This is a genomic window from Trichococcus shcherbakoviae, from assembly GCF_963666195.1.
Classification (GTDB): Bacteria; Bacillota; Bacilli; order Lactobacillales; family Aerococcaceae; genus Trichococcus; species Trichococcus shcherbakoviae.
Map to the genome: position 1 here is coordinate 2,721,666 of NZ_OY762653.1, position 16,578 is coordinate 2,738,243.

Sequence of the window (16,578 nt, forward strand, 5' to 3'; positions counted from 1 at the left end):
AAATTTGAAGAACAAAAAATTCATTTTCTTTGATATCGACGGAACATTGCTTAATGATGAAAAGATGCCGCTTGAGAGCACTGTCCAAGCTTTGCGCCAACTGCAGAAGAACGGGCACGAAATCGCGATTGCGACAGGGCGGAATCTGTTTCTGGCCCAAGAGGTCATCGATACGTTCCAATTGGACAATTACATCGTCTGCAACGGCGCAGCAGGTTACTTCAAGCATGAACTAAAGTATGAAAACAAATTGGATTTGAATGCATTCGAAAAATTGCTGCAGATTTCCGATGAGAGCGGCCATCAGGTTGTCTACGAATCAGCGCATGCTCTGGCTCGTCGCCATGAATCGATCGAGAACAACGCAAGCGAAGCGATGCGCAGCATCGAGTTCGAAGTCCCTGACCACGATGTGTCTTTCTATCAAAACAATCCGCTTTATCAAGCACTTTTGTTCTATAAAGAAGAAGAGAAAGCAATCTATGAAGACGGTGCTTTTCCGGAATTCCGCTTTGTGCGATGGCACGATGCTGGAGTGGACGTGTTGCCGAATCCTGGTTCAAAAGCACAAACTGCTCTGTGGATGGCGAAACATCTGGGCTTTGCGCATGAAGATACAATAGCTTTCGGTGACGGAAACAACGATTATGAACTCATTTCCAGCGTCGGCTATGGCGTCGCAATGGGCAATGCGGTCGATTCCGTCAAGGATGTCGCCAAATTTGTCACGAAAGACTGTAATTCAGGCGGAATTGCCTACGCACTTGGAAAATTAGGCTTGATATAGAATCGAAAATAGGGTATCATATCATTCATAAGGCGTTTTTGCCGAACGTCGTTGATACCCTGTTATTTCGGGGGCGTAGCTCAGTTGGGAGAGTGCTTGACTGGCAGTCAAGAGGTCGTGGGTTCGAGCCCCATCGTCTCCATCATATAAAAATAACAGACCATAGAAACGTTGATACAGAGCCAATTCTGTAGTTTTCTATGGTCTGTTTTTTTGACCATGTAATGTTAAAAATTCACGTATGCGGCAAGTTTATCAGCTGTTTCGCCTTTTTCTTTTTCGGTTACATGAGCATAAACATTCAGAATCACATCGCTGGACACGTTTAGCAATGATCATTTTGAATAAGAACGGGTGTATAATTAACTTAAAGAGGTTAGCTTGGATGAATCAAAATAATTAAGACAAGGTGGATAAAGCATGAGTACCTACATCCCAGCTTTTTGGATAAAGCATCCAGAAAACAAAGAGCAGATCGAAAAACTGGTTCGGGAATACAATGCCATCAACTACACTGATATTTATCAAAGCACGGAGGACGAGCTGGAGCGACGGGCCAAATCATCAATCATCATCCGAAAATTGTACGAAATAGGAGAAACAGAAATTGCTGCCAGTTTGCGGCCGTGACCGTTGTTTGGAAAAGGCAGGGGCGAGGTCGCGCATCAAAAGGCAAAAAAAGGAAGAGGTGAAATGATGAGAACGACAAAATATTACATAACGACGAGGGCGAATCGGAAAAATTTCCTTTTGAAATACGGCGACTGGATGTTTAAGTACGTCCCGGAGAGCAAAACCTGGGAAGCATCCGATTATTGGTACGAAGAAATCATCATGAATGACTTTACAGATTTCGAGGAAATAACCGAGGAGCGCGCGAAAGAGATAATCGCGAGTGATGGCGTCTTTCAAATTTAATAACAAAAATGAGTATCTAAATTCTAAAATTAGGTACTCATTTTTGTGTGCAAAATAAAGTGGAGCGGCATCAATGGCATCCTCATATTGCAGAAGAAGGCAAATACAAGCGATTTAAGAGACTTTCCATGCAGTCATGTAAAATACCTAAAGCAACATTAATAATTTGTTTTTGGCACGAATGCAATGCAGAAATTACTTGCTGAAGAAAGAACCAAAAAATAATCGCGTTTTCAATAATTGGCATATGAAATAGTTGTCAGGCTTATATAGATAAATACCCCTAAGGTAGTCAGCATTATTTTTTTGCCTTCATTCATGAGCGATTTTAACGCATTATCACGCTATTCCAGATTGGCATATGGTTAGTTATTGGCTAATGTATCCGAAACGAATATAGGGATATTTCTTGCCAAAGTAGTATACTGAAGTAGGAAGTTATTCGAACTACAAAGGACTGAATGCAATGAAATTCGGAATGCGTACACCAAGTATTAAACGATCAATCAAAGCAAGGACAACCGGACGAGTGAAACGCGCGGTCAAGAGTTCTATCAATCCGCTATATGGTAAAAAGGGCATGGGATGGATAAGAGATCCAAAGCGCGCAGCGTACAATAAAATTTATAAGAAAACCACGTTCTCATTCTGGGATTTATTCAAATAGAATCAGCAAGACGGCTGCTGACCGGGTGCAAAAAAAATAACCTATCCAATAGCGAATAGATTAATTGCCCTGCCCTAAATTGAATGCCATTTGAATGCTATACATTGATTATTATTCATTGGCTGAAAGTTGAAAAGCATAACTGTAGCGACGTTTTGCATTCTATTATATATGGTTGTTTTTGTGTTAGATATACCCATCGTCTCCATCATAATTACATGAATAACCTTTAGAAACGTTGTCAGGACGGTGTTCATTCAACGCTCTAAAGGTTATTTTTTTGGATTGAATACCATTTTGAATGCGTTTCAGACTATTTTTAAACCGGAATACCCAACTGTCATGACAGCAATTGTTTTTGGTAGGGCTTCCAGTTTCAAAAAGTTGTTGACATTATTCCCCGCAGAACGTAATGTGTGAATAATATATTACATTGGATGAAGAGAGGATGAGAATTCGGGTGAAGAAATCGGTTTTGACTTTCCGCAATGCCAAGCAGAAAAATGAGCGGCTGACGATGCTGACTGCTTATGATTATTCCACTGCCAAACTGATCGATGCTTCAGGGATCGACTCGGTACTGGTGGGCGATTCGCTGGGGATGGTGATGTTGGGGTATGAAGACACCTTATCGGTAACAATGGAGGACATGATCCACCACACGAAAGCTGTCGCCAGAGGAGTAAAGGATGCATTAGTCGTAAGCGATCTGCCGTTCATGTCCTATCAGACCTCCGTCTATGATGCGGTCTCAAATGCAGGCCGGCTGATCAAGGAAGGCCGGGCGCAGGCCGTCAAACTGGAAGGCGGCATTGAAGTCTGCCCGCAGATAAAGGCAATCGTGGAAGCTTCCATTCCGGTCATGGCGCATCTCGGCCTGACGCCCCAATCCGTCAATGCTTTCGGCGGATTCAAGGTCCAAGGGAAAGATGAAGAAGCGGCGCGCAGCCTGATTGAGCAAGCGAAGGCTGTCGAAGCGGCTGGAGCATTTGCGGTGGTGCTGGAATGCATACCGGCCAAGTTGGCTGAGTTGATCACAAAGAGTATCTCGATTCCAACGATCGGCATCGGTGCCGGTAATGGCTGCGACGGCCAAGTGTTGGTCTACCAGGACATGCTGGGACTCTATTCCGATTTCACACCAAAATTCGTCAAGCGTTATGCTGAAATAGGACCACAGATGCAGACAGCCATCGAAGGCTACATATCTGAAGTGAAAAGCGGCGCGTTTCCGGCAGCGGAGCATACGTTTGCACTCTCCGATGCGGTCATCGAAAAATTATATTAGAGGAGTAATCACGAATGAAGATTGCAGCAACGGTTGAAGAAATCCGCAGTGCCGTGAAGGCCTGGAAAAAGGAAGGTTTGTCGGTTGGCTTTGTTCCGACGATGGGCTATCTCCATGAAGGCCATCAAAGCTTGATGCAGAAAGCCGTCAGCGAAAATGATCGGGTGGTCGTCAGCATTTTTGTGAATCCGATGCAGTTCGGCCCATCCGAAGATTTGGAAAGCTATCCAAGAGATCTGGAAAAGGATGCCGCTTTGTGCGAAGCCAGTGGAGTGGACCTGATTTTCCATCCCGAGCCGAAAGAAATGTACCATCCCGATTTCAGCAGCTTTGTGGACATGCATGGTCTGACGGAGAGTTTATGCGGGAAAAGCAGGCCGGCCCATTTCCGGGGCGTCTGCACAGTCGTGACAAAGCTGTTCAACATCGTGCAGCCGGACCGTGCCTATTTCGGACAGAAGGACGCCCAACAATTGGCGGTCATCCAGCAGATGGTCCGCGACCTCAATATGGACATCACAGTCATTGGCTGCCCAATCATCCGGGAAGCGGACGGATTGGCCAAAAGCTCGCGCAACAGTTATCTGTCAGCGGATGAGCGCAAGGCAGCGTTGGTGCTGAGCCGAGCGCTCGAAGTTGCGAAGCAAATGCTTGCGGATGGCGAGCGGGATGTTGCCAAAATCCTGAAGGCCATTTCGGAAATGATCCAAGCCGAACCAATGGCGAAGATCGATTATGTGGAGTTGGTGGATGCGCGTACGCTGCAGCAAGTGGACAGCGTCGAGCGACCTGTATTGGTGGCTTTGGCAGTCTATATCGGAAAAACGCGTCTGATCGATAATTTTATCACGGAATAAGTGGGGGGAAAAACAATGCAACTCAATATGCTAAAAAGTAAAATACACCGCGCCGTCGTTGTCCAAGCGGAGCTTTCCTATGTGGGCAGCATCACTGTCGACAAGGATCTGCTTGACGCCGCAGGGCTGATCGAATATGAAAAGGTCCAGATCGTCGACATCGACAACGGGGCCAGGTTCGAAACTTACGTCATCGCAGGCGAACGCGGCTCGGGTATGATATGCCTGAACGGTGCCGCCGCCCGTTGCGTTCAGGTGTCCGATAAAATCATCATCATGGCTTACTGCATGATGGATGAACAGGAAGCGAAGGAACACAAACCGCTGGTGGTGTTTGTGGATGAGCAGAATGCCATCACAACAGTAACAAGATATGAAGAACACGGCAGACTCAGCATGTAATTTGTCCATATAGGAATAAAAAGAAGCGCAACCGCATCATGGCCGATTGGCTTGATGCGGTTGCGCTTTTCCTATCTCACGGATTGCAGCGTAAATTGAATATCTTTGATGGAGAGTTGCAGTTTTTCGTATTCCTCATCATCCAGCGGCAAGGGGATCTGTTTTTCCAAGCCGTTCCTGCCGATGATGCAAGGCATACTGAAGGCCGCTTCGCCATGGCAGTTGTAAAAGCCGTCGACGGTCGCGGTCACAGGGAAGATGCTTTTCTCGTCCAGCATGACTGCGCGGGCCAAGGCTGCCGCCACTTCCCCGATGCCTGAATTGGTCCAGCCTTTCCAGTTGAAGACATCGGAAGCTGTGTGCACCACTTCTTGGGTCACGAATTCCCGGTCCAATGGTGCCGCAGGGTCCAATAAGGCATCACTTTGGGTAAGGGTGAGTGCACCCACAGTCGTGCTGCTGAAAGCCGGGAAGGCGGTGCTGCCGTGTTCGCCCATGATGTAGCCGCTGACGTTTTTGGGATCGACATGATAATGGGCAGCAACAATCTGACGGTAGCGGAAAGTATCCAAAGTCGTTCCGGTGCCGAAAATCTTACCTTTCGGATAGTCGAACTCATTTTCGGCGATGTAGGTGATCGTATCGACCGGATTCGTTATCAGGATGATGATGGCGTCTTTTGTGTGCTGGGTGATGCCGGCCATGATTTTGCGTATTTCATTGGCATTCTCCTTGCCCATCAACGCTCTTGGGGGCATATCCTCACCGGGGCGAGGCTTCTCGCTGACGCCTGCGGAAATGATGATGACGTCGGCATCCGCGCAGTCCGCATAATCGCCGGCGTAGATTTTGCTGTGTGTCCGGTAGCTAGCGGCCAGCGCATGGCGGTGGTCCAGGGCTTCGCCTCTTGCCGTGTCCTCGTTGCTGTCGATCAGGACGATGTCAGAAAATAAGTTGAGGTGGCTGCAGTCGGTCAATACTTGGGAACCGACATGGCCGACCCCGATGATGGCTAATTTTGTCTGGATCATAGGTCATATTTCCTTTCGTTTTGAGATGTTATTGTTTATGGCTTGGTGCATTTCCGCTACAGAATAGAAGGTTGGCTCCAGCACCACTTTTTCATCTTCCGGTTTCTGGCGATGGTTATACCACAAAGTAGTCCAACCCGCAGCCTGGCCGCCGATGATGTCCGTTTCGTAGGTATCCCCGATGAAGAGCAGCTCATCAGGACTGGCCTTCAAAGCCTCCTGCACATGCGCGAAGGCTTCGGCATAGGGTTTTGGGCAACCGATTTTTTCGGAAATGAAGGTGCGTGCGGGCGGCACCCATCTCTCCAGACCCAAGGCGTTGAACTTTTTCATCTGGTGCTTTTCAGGACCGTTTGTGAAGACCGCAATCGGAATGTTCCGACTTTCCAGCTCATTCAAAAGTTGATCGATGCCTGGGCTTAACGTGATTTCTGCTTGCCTCTTTTGGTAGGTTTCCTGGAAGTGCATCGCCTCTTCGTTGGTGAGCGCAAGGCCCAGGTCGGCGAACGTATGCTGTGTGCGCATGATATGGGACTCGGCCAGCGTCAGCTCCCCATTGGAGAACAGATCGAAAGCCGCATCGCAATGTTCGCGGAAAAGTGCGAAGGTTTCTTCGTCGCTGTGGCTGTTCTCCAAGCGGTAATTTTCCAGCGCCTGGAAGAACGGACTTGCTGTGTCGTATAAAGTATCGTCTAAATCGAATAGTATAGTAAGCATTATTGAGGTAGTTCCTCCCTTTTGTCGTTGCAGTCAGTATAGCATCCGAAACCGATTTTTTGAAACGGAAAAAATAGGGACGATCCGTGATGGTGCCCGTCGATGAGTGTAGTGCTTCGGATGGCGGGGCAAAGCGCTTTTTGTTGCAAATTAAAAATCCGTACAGTATAATAACATACAATAATGTCATACGATCATACAATAATGAAAGAGGCTGCGAACATCAAGAGTAAAATGCCCGTTTGAAAGGGGTGTTCGCCGAAATACAGCGTTTGCTGTGTTGGGGTCAGGGTTAAGAATCCTGACACTGTCAGAACGATTTGCCCAAAATCGTTTGTGGAGTACTTTCGGTATTGCGGGCAGAAGGAAGCTGGATTATAGGGCCTTTTGCTTTATAGTCTATTTTTTTGCACAAAAACGGACTGAATTATCGTTGTTATGACGCTCTATGGGAAGAAAGGTGGACAAAAGCGGCCGTATAAGAAGGGTTATTTTTTATTATTTTTGAGCAGTAAAAAAAAGACTATATACATTAGGAGGAAATAGAGATGACAGTAAAAACATGGAAAAAAACAATGGCAGCATTGACAGGCTTGTTTATTTTGGCGGGTTGCGGTAACGGAGCCACTGATGATTCATCCGCAGCCAACGGTTCAGCGGATTCTGAAACATTCGTGGTCGGAATGGAAGCAGGCTACCCTCCTTTCAACTGGACCCAAAATGATGACAGCAACGGCGCAGTGAAAATCGACGGCGCTGACGGGTACGCTAATGGCTATGATGTTCAGATGGCCAAAAAAGTGGCGGACGGTTTAGGTAAGGAACTGGTCATCGTTAAGACGGAATGGGATGGCCTGGTGCCGGCGTTGATTTCATCTAAAATCGATGCTATCGTTGCAGGCATGTCGCCGACAGAGGAACGCAAAGAAGCGATTGATTTCTCGGATTCCTACTATACGACTGAACTAGTACTTGTCGTCAAAGCGGATGGCGCTTATGCAGATGCGACAACTTTGGCTGATTTCGCGGACGCAAAAGTTACCGCACAGTTGAATACGTTGCACTATGGCGTCATCGATCAGATTGAAGGCGTGCAAAAGCAACCGGCAATGGACAGTTTCACTTCCATGCGCGTAGCTTTGGAATCAGGCACAATTGATGCTTACGTATCGGAACGTCCGGAAGCCATCAGCGCTTCAGCAGCCAATTCCGCTTTCAAAATGATCGAATTGGATGAAACGGATACTTTCGAATTGTCCGCGGCTGATTCAGAAATCGCAATCGGTTTGATCAAAGAAAGTGAATTGAAAGACCAGATCAATGAGATCCTGAGCGGCATCACAGAAGAAGAACGCATCCAAATGATGGATGAAGCAATCCAAAACCAACCATCAGCTGAATAATCAAGACTGACGGAACATCAAAAAGGGGCATACATTAAATGGAGTTTAGTTGGGTTATCCGCATCATCGAAGAAAACTGGAGACAGTTTTTATCAGGTGCATGGACAACATTATATATAGCTTTAATCGGAACCATCATCGGACTGGGGATCGGTCTGATGATCGGCGTCATCCGTACGATCCCGGTTGCGGAATCGGGTTGGAAAAAACACGTGTACAACGTGGTGAATTTTTTGCTGTCATGCTACATCGAAATTTTCCGCGGCACGCCTATGATCGTGCAAGCCATGGTCATCTATTATGGTGCCGCATTGGCGTTTGACATCGACATGAACCGCATCTTTGCAGCGCTTTTGATCGTATCGGTCAATACGGGCGCTTATATGTCGGAGATCGTCCGCGGCGGGATCATTTCCATCGACAAAGGGCAATTCGAAGCCGCTCAAGCAATCGGGATGAATCACTTGCAGACGATGCGGAATGTCGTCATGCCGCAAGTGATCCGGAATATCCTGCCGGCGACAGGGAACGAATTCGTCATCAACATAAAAGATACGTCCGTATTGAACGTCATCTCCGTTTCGGAATTGTTCTTTACGACCAAATCGATTTCCGGGAATAACTTCCGTTATTTCGAATCATTCTTCGTGGCTTCAATCATTTACTTCGTCATGACCTTCACGGTGACGCGCATTCTGCGTGCTATCGAAAGAAAAATGCAAGGCCCTGATAATTATCAGATGATGGGTGCAGGTCAAGACCAATTGACTACACCAGAATTAATGGCTCGCAAAAAACAAGCAGAAAGAGACAGAGCAAATTAATTGCCACAGGAGGAATCATTTGATGGAAAAAGTAATTGACGTACAGCATCTGAAGAAGAACTTCGGTCAACATGAAGTGCTGAAGGACATCGATTTCAGCGTGAATAAAGGGGAAGTTGTGTGCATCATCGGTTCATCGGGATCCGGTAAATCGACTCTGTTGCGATGCATCAATTTGCTTGAAAAACCTACAGCGGGAGAAATCATCTACAACGGTGAAAACGTTCTGGACTCGAAGCATGATATCTTCAAGTACCGCAGCAAATTGGGGATGGTATTCCAGCAGTTCAATCTGTTCAACAACTTGGATGTATTGCATAATTGCACGGTAGGACCTGTGAAAATCCTTAAAAAGTCTCAGCAAGAAGCCGAAAAGATCGCCATGGGCTATCTGGAACAGGTCGGGATGGGGAACTTCATAAACGCCAAACCGGATCAATTGTCAGGCGGCCAAAAACAACGCGTCGCTATCGCTCGCGCTTTGACGATGGAGCCGGATGCGCTGTTGTTCGATGAGCCGACATCGGCTTTGGACCCGGAGATGGTGGGAGAAGTATTGAAGGTCATGAAGGATCTTGCCAACAGTGGCTTGACGATGATCGTCGTGACGCATGAAATGGAGTTCGCGAAGGAAGTTTCCGATCGCGTCATCTTCATGGATCAAGGCGTCATCCTGGAGCAGGGAGCCCCTGATGATATCTTCAATCATCCAACCGAGGCACGCACGAAGCAATTTCTGGAGAGATATCTTACAAAATAAAAACAAAGAAGGGGCAGTACCAAAATCAGAAAAGTACTTTCTGATTTTGGTACTGCCCCTTCTATTTGGGAAATGAATGAATGCTCAAAAATAACCCGCCAAAAGCGGTTAGACGGGGAAAAACAGTTCAAATCACGGTCAGAAAACCTGCCAAAACTACCTTGGCGGGGAAAAACGTCCACGGACAACACTCGATTCCCCGTCAAAACCATTTTGGCGGGGAATCGCGCTCACAATCACAATCATAAATGCGAACGCCGGACTAGACAATCATACCAGCAAACCAAAAAGAAGGTGCTGACTCATTTTGAGACAGCCCCTTCTTTTTCATTCTCATTCAATAATGATGACGTCGTCTGCGACTGCAAAGGGTGCTTGTTCATTGATGTGGTCGTAGAACATGACACCGTTGAGATGGTCGATTTCGTGTTGAACCACAATGGCTGTGTAGCCTTTGTAGCGGGCTTTGTGTGTCACTCCTTCGGCATCTTGGTAAGCTACCGTAATCCGGCTATGTCTGACGACAAACCCCGGTACTTCGCGATCCACGGAAAGGCAACCTTCGCCACCTTTAAGGCAGGCGCTTTCGATGGAGTGGCTTACGATTTTAGGGTTGAACATCACTTTAGCCAATTCCGGAGGATCATCTTCATACTCCCCTGGTATCAGTAGCGCAACGATGCGCTTGGATACGTCAATTTGCGGAGCTGCCAAACCGACACCTGCGCGCAAGTTGAGTTGCTCGGCGATTTCTTCGTCCTGACTGTTCGAAAGGAACTCCATCATTTCTGCGGCGATTTTTCGATCCTCCGCAGATAAAGGGAAAGTGACCAAGTCAGCCGACCTCCGCAATGTAGGATGACCTTCCCGGATGATGTTATCCATAGTGATCATGCATGCATTCCTCCTTTTGTTGGTTTTTATATTGAAATGATTGGGCTAGCAAACTACAAAACACTTCACGTTACATAGTACACGTTTCGAAAAAAAAAAGCTAGACTCATCTTTTTCTTGTAATAAAGAAGGGGTATGTGTAAAATAAGAAAATGAAAAAATGATTACACGACGGTGTGAGGTTTTTCTTACTTTATAGCGAAAGAGAGATGATTTTTATGACAGTTGCTAAAGATTATATTGAAGGAGTCTATAAAAAGGTTGAAGACAGAGGCCCGCATCAAAAAGAATTTTTACAAGCGGTTAGGGAGTTGTTCGACACGATCGAACCAGCTTTGGAAAAGAATCCGCACTACATAAAATGGAACATTCTTGAAAGAATGGTAGAACCTGAACGCATCGTTTCCTTCCGTGTTCCTTGGATGGATGACAAAGGGGACGTTCAAGTCAGCAAAGGTTTCCGTGTCCAATTCAATTCAGCGATCGGACCATACAAAGGCGGGTTGCGTTTCCACCCGACAGTCAATGAAAGCATCCTGAAATTCTTAGGTTTCGAACAGATCTTCAAAAACAGCCTGACCGGATTACCGATCGGCGGCGGTAAAGGCGGATCTGATTTCGATCCTAAGGGCAAAACCGACGCTGAAGTGATGAGATTCTGCCAATCATTCATGACTGAGCTGCAAAGACACATCGGGCCTACTTTGGACGTCCCTGCTGGCGATATCGGTGTCGGCGGACGCGAAATCGGCTACATGTATGGCCAATACAAACGCTTGAATGGCGCTGAGACAGGTGTTCTGACGGGCAAACCGGTCGTCATGAACGGAAGTTTGGCTCGTACAGAAGCGACAGGATACGGGTTGGTTTACTATACACAAGAAATGCTGAAAGCGAACGGGAAATCGTTTGCCGGCCAAAAAGTGATAGTATCCGGAAGCGGAAATGTTGCCATCTATGCTATCCAAAAGGTTCATGAATTTGGTGGTACGGTTGTGGCTTGTTCCGATTCAAATGGATTTATCTACGATGAAACGGGCATCGATGTCGCTTTGCTTCAGGACATCAAAGAAGTTCGTCGTGAAAGATTGACTGCCTACGCTGCCGAAAAAGCGACGGCGGTATATAAAGATGGCAGCGTTTGGGACTTCGATCTGAACTATGATATTGCCTTGCCTAGCGCAACGCAAAATGAAATCGACAAAGAACAAGCTGAAAGATTAGTCAAAGCTGGCGTCTATTGTGTCAGCGAGGGCGCAAACATGCCTAGCACTTTGGAAGCTGTGGAAATCTATGCAGACAATAACATTTTTTATGGTCCGGCTAAAGCAGCCAATGCAGGTGGAGTAGCTACTTCCGCGTTGGAAATGGCTCAGAACAGTGCCCATAGTCATTGGACATTCGAAGAAGTCGACGGCAAGCTGCAGGAGATCATGACAAACATTTTTAAGACAGCAGAAAAAACAGCTGAAGAATACGGCATACCGGGCAACTATTTGGCAGGTGCCAACATCGCAGCGTTTGTGCAAGTTGCCGATGCTATGATTTATCAAGGTTTGGTTTAAAATAAGTTTCTGCATAAATTTTTCTAAAAAAGGTTATTTCTTAATTGAAATAACCTTTTTTCTTTGTTTTTGAGGGGAATGCGCATGGGCTCTAATCATATTTTCATAGTAGTGAGTTTGTGATTTCGTGAATGAATGGAATGGCAGGCTGGAAGCCGAGAGAAAATTGTAAAGTGGTTATGAAAAAATGCAGAAAATGATTATCGAAAAAGGGGTAGTTATAATATTAAGGCTGTTATACTTTTGAAAGCCTATTCCATCAAGGGTTCATATTTTTTATAGAAACAGTTTTATTTTAAATGTAGTACAGACTCCTTGTGTCTGATTGCGACAATCTGTAAACATACATAATAATAATGCATTAATTTACGTTAAAATAGCGAGGGGCAGCACTCGTTAACAAATGAACAAAACTGATTTGTTAAACGCTTACAATTAAGTAGCGATAGATATTCTGTGCACAAAAATCGAAAACTTTCCTTTTGCCTTGCATATATCTCGGATGCGTGGTAAATTATTCATGTACCAACTGTGAATTGATACAGTTGAAATCATCTGTATAAACCTCATCGACAGAGATGAAATATCAAGGGAATAGAGAGGAAAGTGTTAGCATGGCTACAAAACAAACAAAAATCGACATTGACGCATTATTAAGCAGCACGAACACAGATTTTCGCATGGTCCAAATCATGGACGAAGAAGGGAATATTGTGAACCCTGACCTTATGCCAGATCTTTCTGATGAACAATTGGTTCAATTCATGACAGATATGGTATGGTCCAGAATTTTGCATGAACGTTCAACTGCGTTGAATCGTCAAGGTAGATTAGGTTTCTATGCGCCGACAGCCGGTCAGGAAGCGAGCCAATTAGGAAGTATCGCAGCAATCGACAAGGAAGATGTCTTGTTGCCTGGTTACCGCGATGTTCCTCAATTGGTCAAACACGGTTTGCCGTTGACCCAAGCTTTCCTTTGGTCAAGAGGCCATGTGGATGGCAATAAATATGCTGACAACATCAAAGCTTTACCACCGCAAATCATCATCGGCGCACAATACGTGCAAGCTGCCGGTGTCGCGTTGGGCTTGAAGAAACGCAACAAGAAAAATGTTGCCATCACTTACACTGGTGACGGCGGAAGCTCGCAAGGGGATTTCTATGAAGGAATCAACTTTGCTGGATCTTACAAAGCACCTGCCATCTTCTTCATCCAAAATAACGGATGGGCGATTTCAACACCTCGCCACGTGCAGACAGCTGCTCAAACGTTGGCGCAGAAAGCTATGGCTGCCGGAATCCCTGGTATCCAAGTCGATGGAATGGACATCTTGGCTGTATATGCCATAACCAAAAAAGCAAGAGAATACGCTGTTGCCGGAAATGGCCCTGTATTGATCGAAACAATCTGCTACCGCTTTGGTCCACACACTTTGTCAGGTGATGATCCAACACGTTACCGTGACACTGCTGAATTGGAAGGCTGGCAAGCAAAAGACCCATTGATCCGCATGCGCAAATTCTTGACGGCAAAAGGTTTGTGGTCTGAAGAAAAAGAAAATGAAGTCATCGAATCAGTCAAAGAAGAGATCAAAGATGCCATCAAGGAAGCTGACCAAGCTCCTAAACAAAAAGTATCTGACTTCTTGAAGAGCATGTTCGAAGAACCTAACCAAACTATAGCAGAACAAATCGCGTACTACGAAGCAAAGGAGACTAAATAATCATGGCACAATTAACTATGATCCAAGCCATCACTGATGCGCTTGCAATTGAACTTGCAAACGATCCAAACGTTTTGATCTTCGGAGAAGACGTTGGTAAAAACGGCGGTGTATTCCGTGCAACACAAGGACTTCAAGAAAAATTCGGAGAAGACCGCGTGTTTGATACTCCTTTAGCTGAATCCGGTATCGGTGGTTTGGCATTCGGTTTGGCGTTGGAAGGTTTCCGTCCCGTTGCGGAAATCCAATTCTTCGGTTTTGTATTTGAAGTAATGGATACAGTTGTAGCACAAGCTGCACGTACACGTTACCGCATGGCAGGTACGCGTAATTTGCCTATCGTTTTCCGCTCTCCTTTCGGTGGCGGTGTGCATACACCTGAATTGCACTCGGATAACTTGGAAGGCTTGATGGCTCAATCACCAGGTTTGAAAGTGGTTATCCCTTCGAACCCATATGATGCAAAAGGTTTGTTGATTTCAGCTATCCGTGATAACGATCCTGTTGTCTTCTTGGAGCACATGAAATTGTACCGTTCATTCCGTGATGAAGTTCCTGAAGAAGCGTACACTGTTCCTATCGGCAAAGCTGCCATCACAAAAGAAGGATCTGACGTGTCCGTCATCACTTACGGCGCAATGGTCCGCGAAGCTATCAAAGCTGCAGAAACACTAGAAAAAGAAGGCATTTCGGTTGAAGTAATCGATTTGCGTACGGTTGCTCCTCTTGATGTCGAAACGATCATTGCCTCTGTACAAAAAACAGGCCGTGTCGTAGTAGTCCAAGAAGCACAGCGTCAAGCTGGTGTGGGCGCAATGGTCATGTCCGAAATTTCTGAACGTGCAGTGTTATCGTTAGAAGCTCCTATCGGACGTGTAGCTGCTCCGGATACTGTCTTCCCGTTCGGTCAAGCAGAAAACATTTGGTTACCGAATGCTACTGATATCGAGAATAAAGTAAGAGAAACTTATCATTTCTAAGAGCTGAAAGCTTGAACAAATACAATTCCATATCCCAGAGAATTGTATTTGTTCGCTTTTGTGCGTCGGAAATCCAAAAATAGACAAATGAAGGGAAGTTAAGAAAATGTCTTTTAAATTCAAGTTGCCTGCTCTAGGCGAAGGTATCATGGAAGGTGAAATCGTTTCTTGGTCAATCAAAGAAGGCGACACCATCAATGAAGATGATACATTATTAGAAGTACAAAATGATAAATCAGTCGAAGAAATCCCATCCCCAGTAACCGGGAAAGTCTTGAAGATTGTTGCGCCAGTAGGTACGGTTGCAGTCATTGGAGATGTATTGGTGGAAATCGATGCTCCAGGTCATGAAGATGAAGGTTCTGAAGATCCTGCACCAGCAACAGCTTCAGCGGCATCAACTCCAGCAGCACCTGTAGCTTCAACAGGAGGACTGTTCCAATTCAAATTGCCTGCTCTAGGCGAAGGTATCATGGAAGGTGAAATCGTTTCTTGGCCTATCAAAGAAGGCGATATGATCAATGAAGATGATACATTGGTTGAAGTGCAGAACGACAAATCTGTTGAAGAGATTCCATCTCCTGTTACAGGCAGAGTAGTCCGCATCGTAGCGCCAGTAGGCACGGTTGCAGTCATCGGCGATGTATTGGTGGAAATCGATGCACCAGGCCAAAATGGCCCGGCCGCAGCAGCGCCAGCACCAAAAGCAGCCGCAGCACCTGCAGCAGCTTCAACTGCACCAGCGTCATCAGGCGTGGTTGCAGCAGCAAATCCTAATAAGCAAGTTTTGGCTATGCCATCCGTCCGTCAATACGCACGCGAAAAAGGCATCGACATCACTGCAGTTGCACCGACTGGAAAAGGTGGTCGTGTACTGAAGGAAGATATCGATAACTTCAGCGGAGTGGCTCCAGTGGCAGCTAAAGCTGTGACTCCAGCAGTCCAAGGTCAAGCTTCGGCACAAGCAGCAGTCCAAGCGGCTCCTGTAGCAGCAGCTCAAGCAACACAAGCTGCAGCGCCAGCTCAACCATTCACATCCACTATGGGCGAAGCGGAAACACGTCAAAAAATGTCTCCGATGAGAAAAGCGATTGCGAAAGCGATGGTCAACAGCAAGCATACAGCGCCTCACGTAACTTTGTTTGATGAAGTTGAAGTGTCCAAATTATGGGATCACCGCAAGAAATTCAAAGATGTTGCTGCAGCGCAAGGAACAAAACTTACTTTCTTGCCTTATGTTGTTAAGGCTTTGGCAGCGACTGTACGTGACTTCCCTATCCTGAACGCTTCAATCGACGATGCCGCTCAAGAAATCGTATTGAAGAACTACATCAACATCGGTATCGCTACAGATACAGACAACGGTCTGTTCGTACCGAACGTTAAAGATGCAAATACAAAAGGCATGTTCAAAATTGCCGATGAAATCAACAACATGGCTGCGCAAGCCCATGACGGCAAACTGGCAGCTGCGGATATGAGAAACGGTTCTGTAACTATCAGCAACATCGGTTCTGTTGGCGGCGGATTCTTCACGCCAGTCATCAACTACCCTGAAGTGGCCATCCTTGGTGTTGGAACGATAGCGCAACAAGCTATCGTCAATGCAGAAGGCGAATTGGCAGTCGGCCGCGTTATGAAACTTTCATTGAGTTTCGATCACCGTATCGTTGACGGCGCAACTGCTCAAAAAGCAATGAACAACATTAAGAGATTATTGGCTGATCCAGAATTATTATTGATGGAAGGGTGAAAATAGAC

At 46.1% G+C, this 16,578-nt stretch carries 15 protein-coding genes, 1 tRNA gene, 1 pseudogene and 1 riboswitch; of the genes and pseudogenes, 14 read left to right on the plus strand and 3 right to left on the minus strand.

The annotated features are described in order from the left end of the window. Positions 1–4 precede the first annotated feature (4 nt). From ACKPBX_RS12890 to panD, 8 genes are all read left to right on the plus strand, one after another. A complete protein-coding gene (locus tag ACKPBX_RS12890) occupies positions 5–787 on the plus strand; it encodes a Cof-type HAD-IIB family hydrolase (RefSeq protein WP_319995582.1) in 783 nt (260 codons plus the stop codon). 69 nt (positions 788–856) lie between these two features. Next, positions 857–929, plus strand: a tRNA-Ala gene (locus tag ACKPBX_RS12895). Positions 930–1,207: 278 nt separating this feature from the next. Next, complete coding sequence (locus tag ACKPBX_RS12900) at positions 1,208–1,417, plus strand: hypothetical protein (protein ID WP_319995583.1); 210 nt, start codon at positions 1,208–1,210, stop codon at positions 1,415–1,417. Between the two features lie 63 nt (positions 1,418–1,480). Then, complete coding sequence (locus ACKPBX_RS12905) at positions 1,481–1,705, plus strand: hypothetical protein (protein ID WP_319995584.1); 225 nt, start codon at positions 1,481–1,483, stop codon at positions 1,703–1,705. A 466-nt stretch (positions 1,706–2,171) separates the two neighbouring features. Next, complete coding sequence (locus ACKPBX_RS12910) at positions 2,172–2,372, plus strand: hypothetical protein (RefSeq protein ID WP_119093112.1); 201 nt, start codon at positions 2,172–2,174, stop codon at positions 2,370–2,372. Between the two features lie 448 nt (positions 2,373–2,820). Beyond that, positions 2,821–3,660, plus strand: a complete 840-nt coding sequence (gene panB / locus ACKPBX_RS12915) for a 3-methyl-2-oxobutanoate hydroxymethyltransferase (RefSeq protein ID WP_407433627.1) — start codon at positions 2,821–2,823, stop codon at positions 3,658–3,660. A 14-nt stretch (positions 3,661–3,674) separates the two neighbouring features. After that, positions 3,675–4,517, plus strand: a complete 843-nt coding sequence (gene panC / locus ACKPBX_RS12920) for a pantoate--beta-alanine ligase (RefSeq protein WP_319995585.1) — start codon at positions 3,675–3,677, stop codon at positions 4,515–4,517. A gap of 15 nt (positions 4,518–4,532) precedes the next feature. Beyond that, positions 4,533–4,919, plus strand: a complete 387-nt coding sequence (panD, locus tag ACKPBX_RS12925; protein ID WP_086628237.1) for an aspartate 1-decarboxylase — start codon at positions 4,533–4,535, stop codon at positions 4,917–4,919. Positions 4,920–4,990: 71 nt separating this feature from the next. Here panD and ACKPBX_RS12930 read toward each other — a convergent pair whose 3' ends face one another. Continuing rightward, entirely contained in the window at positions 4,991–5,950 is a 960-nt protein-coding gene (locus ACKPBX_RS12930) for a lactate/malate family dehydrogenase (protein WP_319995586.1), read from the minus strand. Positions 5,951–5,953: 3 nt separating this feature from the next. Then, a complete protein-coding gene (locus ACKPBX_RS12935) occupies positions 5,954–6,667 on the minus strand; it encodes an HAD family hydrolase (RefSeq protein ID WP_319995587.1) in 714 nt (237 codons plus the stop codon). A 200-nt stretch (positions 6,668–6,867) separates the two neighbouring features. Beyond that, a riboswitch (Lysine riboswitch) is annotated at positions 6,868–7,022 on the plus strand. Between the two features lie 193 nt (positions 7,023–7,215). On the opposite strand from ACKPBX_RS12935, the pseudogene ACKPBX_RS12940 reads away from it, so the two are divergent. Together ACKPBX_RS12940 and ACKPBX_RS12945 are read left to right on the plus strand one after the other, a co-directional pair. Beyond that, a pseudogene (locus tag ACKPBX_RS12940) lies at positions 7,216–8,894 on the plus strand (ABC transporter substrate-binding protein/permease). Between the two features lie 19 nt (positions 8,895–8,913). Then, complete coding sequence (locus ACKPBX_RS12945; protein ID WP_407433628.1) at positions 8,914–9,654, plus strand: amino acid ABC transporter ATP-binding protein; 741 nt, start codon at positions 8,914–8,916, stop codon at positions 9,652–9,654. A gap of 333 nt (positions 9,655–9,987) precedes the next feature. Here the strand turns inward: ACKPBX_RS12945 and def are convergent, their stop codons facing one another. Continuing rightward, positions 9,988–10,548: a peptide deformylase gene (gene def / locus ACKPBX_RS12950; RefSeq protein WP_086628231.1), complete on the minus strand. Its 561-nt coding sequence runs from the start codon at positions 10,546–10,548 to the stop codon at positions 9,988–9,990. A gap of 218 nt (positions 10,549–10,766) precedes the next feature. Between def and gdhA the strand changes: the two genes are divergently transcribed. From gdhA to ACKPBX_RS12970, 4 genes are all read left to right on the plus strand, one after another. After that, positions 10,767–12,113 (plus strand): NADP-specific glutamate dehydrogenase, encoded by a 1,347-nt coding sequence (gene gdhA, locus ACKPBX_RS12955; protein WP_086628230.1) that lies wholly within the window; start codon positions 10,767–10,769, stop codon positions 12,111–12,113. 614 nt (positions 12,114–12,727) lie between these two features. After that, entirely contained in the window at positions 12,728–13,837 is a 1,110-nt protein-coding gene (gene pdhA, locus ACKPBX_RS12960) for a pyruvate dehydrogenase (acetyl-transferring) E1 component subunit alpha (protein WP_319995590.1), read from the plus strand. Between the two features lie 2 nt (positions 13,838–13,839). Beyond that, positions 13,840–14,817, plus strand: coding sequence for an alpha-ketoacid dehydrogenase subunit beta (locus ACKPBX_RS12965; RefSeq protein ID WP_086628228.1), 978 nt, complete (start codon positions 13,840–13,842; stop codon positions 14,815–14,817). Positions 14,818–14,923: 106 nt separating this feature from the next. Continuing rightward, positions 14,924–16,570, plus strand: a complete 1,647-nt coding sequence (locus ACKPBX_RS12970) for a 2-oxo acid dehydrogenase subunit E2 (RefSeq protein ID WP_319995591.1) — start codon at positions 14,924–14,926, stop codon at positions 16,568–16,570. Positions 16,571–16,578: the final 8 nt, after the last annotated feature.

Coding starts and splice junctions, on each gene's coding strand:
- gdhA (WP_086628230.1), top strand. CDS start 10,767: ATGACAGTTGCTAAAGATTATATTGAAGGAGTCTATAAAAAGGTTGAA.
- ACKPBX_RS12930 (WP_319995586.1), bottom strand. CDS start 5,950: ATGATCCAGACAAAATTAGCCATCATCGGGGTCGGCCATGTCGGTTCC.
- ACKPBX_RS12910 (WP_119093112.1), top strand. CDS start 2,172: ATGAAATTCGGAATGCGTACACCAAGTATTAAACGATCAATCAAAGCA.
- ACKPBX_RS12970 (WP_319995591.1), top strand. CDS start 14,924: ATGTCTTTTAAATTCAAGTTGCCTGCTCTAGGCGAAGGTATCATGGAA.
- def (WP_086628231.1), bottom strand. CDS start 10,548: ATGATCACTATGGATAACATCATCCGGGAAGGTCATCCTACATTGCGG.
- ACKPBX_RS12965 (WP_086628228.1), top strand. CDS start 13,840: ATGGCACAATTAACTATGATCCAAGCCATCACTGATGCGCTTGCAATT.
- panD (WP_086628237.1), top strand. CDS start 4,533: ATGCAACTCAATATGCTAAAAAGTAAAATACACCGCGCCGTCGTTGTC.
- ACKPBX_RS12900 (WP_319995583.1), top strand. CDS start 1,208: ATGAGTACCTACATCCCAGCTTTTTGGATAAAGCATCCAGAAAACAAA.
- ACKPBX_RS12935 (WP_319995587.1), bottom strand. CDS start 6,667: ATGCTTACTATACTATTCGATTTAGACGATACTTTATACGACACAGCA.
- pdhA (WP_319995590.1), top strand. CDS start 12,728: ATGGCTACAAAACAAACAAAAATCGACATTGACGCATTATTAAGCAGC.
- panC (WP_319995585.1), top strand. CDS start 3,675: ATGAAGATTGCAGCAACGGTTGAAGAAATCCGCAGTGCCGTGAAGGCC.
- panB (WP_407433627.1), top strand. CDS start 2,821: ATGAGAATTCGGGTGAAGAAATCGGTTTTGACTTTCCGCAATGCCAAG.
- ACKPBX_RS12905 (WP_319995584.1), top strand. CDS start 1,481: ATGATGAGAACGACAAAATATTACATAACGACGAGGGCGAATCGGAAA.